Below are 6,356 nucleotides of genomic sequence, written 5' to 3'. Positions count from 1 at the left end.
TCCAGATATAAACCGCTTTACCGACAATATTTTTCTCGGGCACGGTCCCCCAGTAACGACTATCGTTGCTTCGATCACGGTTATCACCCATCATGAAATACTGCCCATGGGGTATGACCCAAACACCTTCAGCCCGCAGACTTCTGACACCAAGGTCTTTGCGAATTTCAAAGCTTTTGCCATCAATGCTCTCTTCAAACAACTGATAAGCTCGACTCTGATCTCTCAGCTGGGCAATGTATTTCTCAGGAACAGGCTGGCCATTAATAGTCAGCTTCTTGTTCAAATAGCGAATTTCATCACCCGGTATACCAATCACTCGCTTGATGAAATTGATATTCGGATTATCTGGTTCCTTGAACACCATAACATCGCCGCGTTGAGGCTCATTGATGGAAACAATTTTGGTACCAATGACCGGCAGACGAAGTCCGTATTCAAACTTGTTCACCAAAATAAAGTCCCCCACCTGAAGGGTTGGGATCATGGAACCCGAGGGAATTTGAAAGGGCTCAAACAGAAAAGATCGCACTACCAGCACCAGTGTCAAAACCGGAAATATCGACTTGCAGGTTTCAACAATACCGGGTTCTCTCTCCAGTCTGGCCAGGGCTTCCTGATCAGGCTCAGAACCCATACCGGACTTAAAGCTCTCAATAGCCGCCTTTCTTTTAGGCAATAATACCAGCCTGTCGAACAGCGCAACCAGACCTGTAATAAAAACCGCCAGCACCAGAAGCAGTGGAAAATTAATATCCATGGTTATTTGTTCTCAGATACCCGATCTTTTTTCTACCAATATTACTGTTGAAGCGGGAGTTAACAATGCTTCAACGGAATAGTTCGTCATGTTTACGAAAAGCCCGCCGATTTTGACAAGCTACTCAATTAGAACACCTGAAATTTCTCGTCCATAGGTCAATTATTTATCGACTTTTAGTACAGCAAGAAAAGCTTCCTGAGGGATTTCAACTCGACCCACCTGTTTCATTCGCTTCTTACCCGCTTTCTGCTTCTCAAGCAGTTTACGCTTACGAGATGCATCACCACCGTAACATTTTGCAGTTACATTCTTGCGCAGCGCCTTGACAGTGGTTCGTGCACAAATCTGACCACCTACTGCAGCCTGAATGGCGACGTCAAACATCTGGCGAGGGATGATCTCTTTCATCTTTTCAGCCAGCGAACGCCCCCTGGAGACAGCATGATCTCTATGAGCAATAAGAGCCAGTGCGTCGACTTTCTCACCGTTGATCAGAATATCCAGTTTCACCATGTTGGCCATCTCAAAACGATCAAAACTGTAGTCCAAAGACGCAAATCCGCGACTGACAGACTTCAGGCGGTCAAAGAAATCCAGAACCACCTCGTTCATAGGCATATCATAGGTTATTGCTACCTGACTGCCAGTGAACTGCATGTCTTTCTGAACACCCCGACGTTCTACACACAGGGAGATCACATTACCAAGATAATCCTGGGGAACCAGAATATTCGCCTGAACAATAGGCTCCCTGATTTCCTGGATACCGGCAGGATCTGGCAGTTTAGATGGGTTGTCCACCTCAATCAGATCGCCATTTTTCAGCTCAACCTCGTAGATTACTGTCGGCGCAGTGGTAATCAGATCCAGGTTGTATTCACGCTCAAGACGCTCCTGAATAATTTCCATATGCAGCATACCGAGGAAGCCACAGCGGAAACCAAAGCCCAGGGCATCACTGCTCTCAGGTTCGTAGAACAGAGAAGCATCATTAAGACTAAGTTTTTCCAAAGCTTCACGGAAAGACTCAAAGTCGTCTGAGCTGACCGGAAAAAGGCCAGCATAGACCTGAGGTTTGACCTTCTGAAAACCTGGTAGTTCCGGAACATCCGGTGTTTTTGCCAGCGTCAGGGTATCACCTACAGGTGCACCATGAATGTCCTTGATACCAGCAATAACATAGCCCACCTCACCCGCTTTCAGTTCGCCGATAGCGTTCATCTTTGGAGAGAAGATACCCACATTATCTACGCCATGGGTCTGACCGGTCGATTTAACAAGCACCTTGTCGCCTTTCTTCAAGGTGCCGTTCTTGACACGCACCAGTGATACAATACCCAGATAATTATCAAACCAGGAATCAATAATCAGGGCCTGCAACTCACCGTCGATATCGCCTTGCGGCGCAGGGATGGTCTGAACCAGACGTTCAAGCACATCGTCAATACCCAGACCACTCTTGGCAGAACAGCGGACGGCATCCAGGGCATCGATACCGATAATTTCTTCGATTTCCTGCGCCACACGCTCAGGTTCTGCCTGAGGCAAATCCATTTTATTGAGTACTGGCATCACTTCCAGCCCCTGCTCGATTGCGGTGTAGCAGTTCGCCACAGACTGTGCTTCAACGCCCTGGGCGGCATCCACCACTAAAAGAGCACCTTCACAAGCGGATAGAGAACGTGAAACTTCATAGGAAAAATCAACGTGCCCGGGTGTATCGATGAAATTTAGCTGATAGGTGATACCGTCTTTGGCGGTATAATCCAGTGTGACACTCTGAGCCTTAATGGTAATACCACGCTCACGCTCAAGCTCCATGGAGTCGAGAACCTGAGCTTGCATTTCACGATCACTTAACCCTCCACAGGTCTGGATAAAGCGATCTGCCAGCGTCGACTTACCGTGGTCGATATGGGCAATTATGGAGAAGTTCCTGATATGACTTAAGTCGCTCACGATTGCATCACTACAAAAAATTTGTCCCCGCTCAGAGTTCAATCTCTTTCACGAGGACTGTTGTTCAGCTTGCAGGGAATCTGCGAGCCTGAAATAAAGGCGCGAAGCTGCTGTATATAGAGGCGGAGTCTACAGCATCTGAAGATACAGATCACCCCTGAAGACTTGAAACCCTGATCAAAGCCTGGTTACTCGGTCAGTCGGAACGTGATGTAACCAGATTGCCCACTTCGAATCACCCTCATGGAAACAGGGCGATCCTTTGGAAGATCAGCCACCACCTTATTAAAGTCCTTGACCGATTCAATACGGTTATTGTTCAGATCTGTGATAACGTCTCCCTGACGAAGACCAATGGATCGACCCACACCTAAAATCTCACCAGTCAGCACCACTCCTTTGATATCCTTGTTTAGACGCAACTTGTTGCGATAGTCATCATTCAGACCCTCGACCTGAATGCCAAGACGATTCTCTTTCTTATCCGTGTCCAGAGCAGGATGCTCTGAATGCTGGCTTTGCTCATCGGGCAACTCACCCACTTTTACCTTAACGATTTCTTTCTTGCCTTCGCGAATCAGTTCAAGAGCTGCTTTGTCACCGGGTTTGATGACTCCAATAGCCATGGGAAGAGCACCAGAACTCATAATTTCACGGCCATTGACACTGGTAATGATATCACCAGGATGCAACTTGGCTTTGTCCGCGGGACCACTGGGCACAACCTGACTGATTAGGGCCCCCTTTGGCTTTTCAAGACCAAAAGACTCTGCCAGGTCGCGATCCACTTCCTGGATAGCTACACCTAGCCAGCCACGTGTGACGTAACCTTTTTCCTTCAGCTGTTCAATAGCCCACTCAACATGATCCGATGGAATAGCAAAAGACAGCCCCATGAAACCGCCAGAGCGGGTAAATATCTGGGAATTAATACCGATCACTTCGCCCTTCATGTTGAACAGCGGGCCACCGGAATTACCTGGATTAATCGGCACATCTGACTGAATGAATGGAACATAGGCATCACTGGGCAGACTCCTGTTGAGAGCGCTGACAATACCTTTGGTGATGGAGTATTCGAAGTTGAATGGCGAGCCAATAGCTGCCACCCACTGACCCGGTCTGACATCATGAGAGTCGCCCATCTTCACGACAGGCAAATTGCCTTTGCTCTCAATTTTCAGCAACGCCAGGTCGGAACGTTTGTCGGCACCAATCAGCCTGGCGACTTTCTCACTGCGATCATGCAGCCTGACAATGATTTTTTCTGCACCTTGAACCACATGATTGTTGGTGAGGATATAACCATCATTAGAGATGATAAATCCGGAACCCAGAGACATTGGTTGCGGCTTACCAGAGGGAGCATCAGGCATGGGCAAACCGAAATAGCGACGAAATATCTCGGGCAACTCTTCGCCACCCGGACCATAAATTTGCGCACGCCCCTGTTTTGGGGCCGCAAGTGTACTGATATTAACGACAGCGGGCGAGGCCTCTTCGAACAATCGGGCAAAGTCCGGTAGTTCACTGGCCTGAACCATTTGCACCGAAAGCAGCGAGAGACTCAGAAAACAAATAAAGTTCCTGAAGAGAAGGTTGACCCTGTTCATGAACCTGACTTCTCCTTACACCTTGTGATTAGAGACCCAGCATGGGTAATGTGGATGAAAAATTATAATGTTTATGCTGACCAGGACTGGCCGGTTTTCATTAATTCAGGCTCGACCACCTTCCGGGGTAGTACCTTTATCACTCTAACGCGACACATGTCGCTGGTTGATTGACCCCGCATACGTACGGGAATAAACCCGAGTGCAAGGCCTGCTATAGCAGACAAGACAGTGTAAAAATCATTCCAGCCAGTAACAGTGGCAAGCCAGATTGACCCCATCATGCCTATCAATGGCAACAGATAAAGGAGAACCGATGCTCTCATGAGGGCACTTTCGGGTATACCAATAACGACCTGATCATTCTCTTGAATGGAGAAGCCATTCATAGCGCGGATGTACGACTGCTGCCTATTGGGGCGATACCTCTCAAGCAGACTCTGACCACAGCCATTACGTGCACTGCAACTGGAACAGGTGCTTTTGCGAATGGTCTCTACCCAGACATCATCCTGTCCAACGGCCACAACCCTGCCTTTTTCTTCGATCATTTATCTGCCTTCTGACTCTGCTCTCTGGGGCGAACTGAAACTGCTATCCTCTCGGCCGTACCCAGTGGAATCTCACCCAGAACAGTGACATGAAAGTACTTTTCACCGTTACGGAACACTTTGGATACTGCTGCCATAGAGCCTATCTGCTCGGTGGCCTGACTCAATACCCGTGTTTCGTCGGGCTCAACAAATACTGAAAAGCTGGCCAATCCATCAGAAAAGTTCAGAGTATCCACTTTCTGACTGCTGACGGCTGAGTTTCTGCTGCTGTGACCATGAGGCGAAAAACCTTCAGGTATCCAACCAGTTTCCCAGCTCCATTCCGCCTTTCCAGGAACGGATTTGCCACTCAGTTTTACCACATTCTTACCTGTTGATGCAGGCAGTTTTCGCTTTAAGCGCTCCAGCTCTTGAGAGGTCAGGTTTCCCGGAAGCTCAAGGCTGGTGAATTGCATTCTCTCAATGATCCTGCCTTCACTATCTACCATTACGGACTTGAGGAGCAGACCGGTTCGACGATCCAGCCATAATTGGTAACCATAACGAAACCGATCCGTTGGCACCACCAGCAGCTGAACAGCTTCCCGACCCGCTATACGATCCAGAGCGGCTGGCTTCAGCTTGTAATGGTTGTCAAAATGACCGGAAGTAAAACGTCCCACCATCGGAACCAGAGACTCATGTTCAAATCTTGTGGGTTCTCTTCCAGCACTGGCGAAAGTGATAATCTTTCCCTGACGAACCATCTCTCTGGGCAATCCATCCAGAAAAGCAATACTTTCCAGCTCTTCTGACTTGCCACCCACTTTTTGAAGCGTGTGCGCCACTGCCAGGGTTTCTAGGTTAGCACCCTGTTGGTAAACAAAGTGTCCGCGATAGGTAAGATTTTGAGTGGCTTGAATCATGGTTTCCAACCATTTCTCAGGCGTATCGGCAGACTTTGATGACTGGCCGACAGACTTTGATGACTGACCGGCAGGCTTTGATGACTGACCAGCAGGTTCTGATGATTGGTCAACAGGAAATGCGTGACCCTCCAGTGCTACCAGTAAGACCAGCAGCAAAGGCATTAAATGCCCCCTATTCAATCGAATTCCTTTCATAGACTCATTGTGATTCAAAAGTGGTCAAGCGCGCAAAAGGGAGGATTCCCTGTCCTGAATTCATGGCACTCATTTCAGCATGCTGAAGCGCATACGCCCTGAAACGCTCCCTGATAGCCCTGTCAGCAACACTCTGTGCCTGTGCGAGCTGTTCCGGGGTAATACTGTCATGCTGACGAGAACTGTATCCCGCCTGAATTCCAGCAGCACCGTAGCCGTTTTGAGCAATTTGTACTGGTTGTGACAATGTCGTTTGATCAGTTACCGATGCTACCAGAGGCAGAGCTTCAGGGGTAGAATTGTAATTTTTCACACCCAGCAGCACAGCCAATGCAACAGAAGCAGCAACCACTACTCGCCCCGC

Annotated in this window: 5 protein-coding genes and 1 pseudogene; all 6 read right to left on the bottom strand. The window is 48.5% G+C overall.

Annotated features, from left to right (window positions below; all coding sequences use genetic code 11):
• On the bottom strand, positions 1–760 hold a 760-nt coding region (gene lepB / locus KDK16_RS03210; RefSeq protein ID WP_257274649.1), incomplete at its 3' end, for a signal peptidase I.
• Between the two features lie 162 nt (positions 761–922).
• Positions 923–2,722: a translation elongation factor 4 gene (lepA, locus tag KDK16_RS03205; protein WP_257274648.1), complete on the bottom strand. Its 1,800-nt coding sequence runs from the start codon at positions 2,720–2,722 to the stop codon at positions 923–925.
• Positions 2,723–2,910: 188 nt separating this feature from the next.
• On the bottom strand, positions 2,911–4,335 hold the full coding sequence (locus tag KDK16_RS03200; protein ID WP_257274647.1) for a DegQ family serine endoprotease: 1,425 nt from the start codon (positions 4,333–4,335) through the stop codon (positions 2,911–2,913).
• Between the two features lie 71 nt (positions 4,336–4,406).
• Positions 4,407–4,886 carry a SoxR reducing system RseC family protein gene (locus tag KDK16_RS03195; RefSeq protein WP_257274646.1) on the bottom strand — a complete coding sequence of 160 codons (480 nt, stop codon included), beginning with the start codon at positions 4,884–4,886 and terminating at the stop codon, positions 4,407–4,409.
• Positions 4,883–5,959: a MucB/RseB C-terminal domain-containing protein gene (locus KDK16_RS03190; RefSeq protein WP_257274645.1), complete on the bottom strand. Its 1,077-nt coding sequence runs from the start codon at positions 5,957–5,959 to the stop codon at positions 4,883–4,885. Before KDK16_RS03190 ends, KDK16_RS03195 begins: the two co-directional genes overlap by 4 nt.
• 37 nt (positions 5,960–5,996) lie before the next feature.
• Positions 5,997–6,356: pseudogene (locus KDK16_RS03185) on the bottom strand (hypothetical protein); the annotation flags it as partial.

This window comes from Endozoicomonas sp. SESOKO4, from assembly GCF_024606275.1.
Note: the sequence above shows the minus strand (reverse complement) of the source record. Positions and strands in the feature narration are given on the sequence as shown.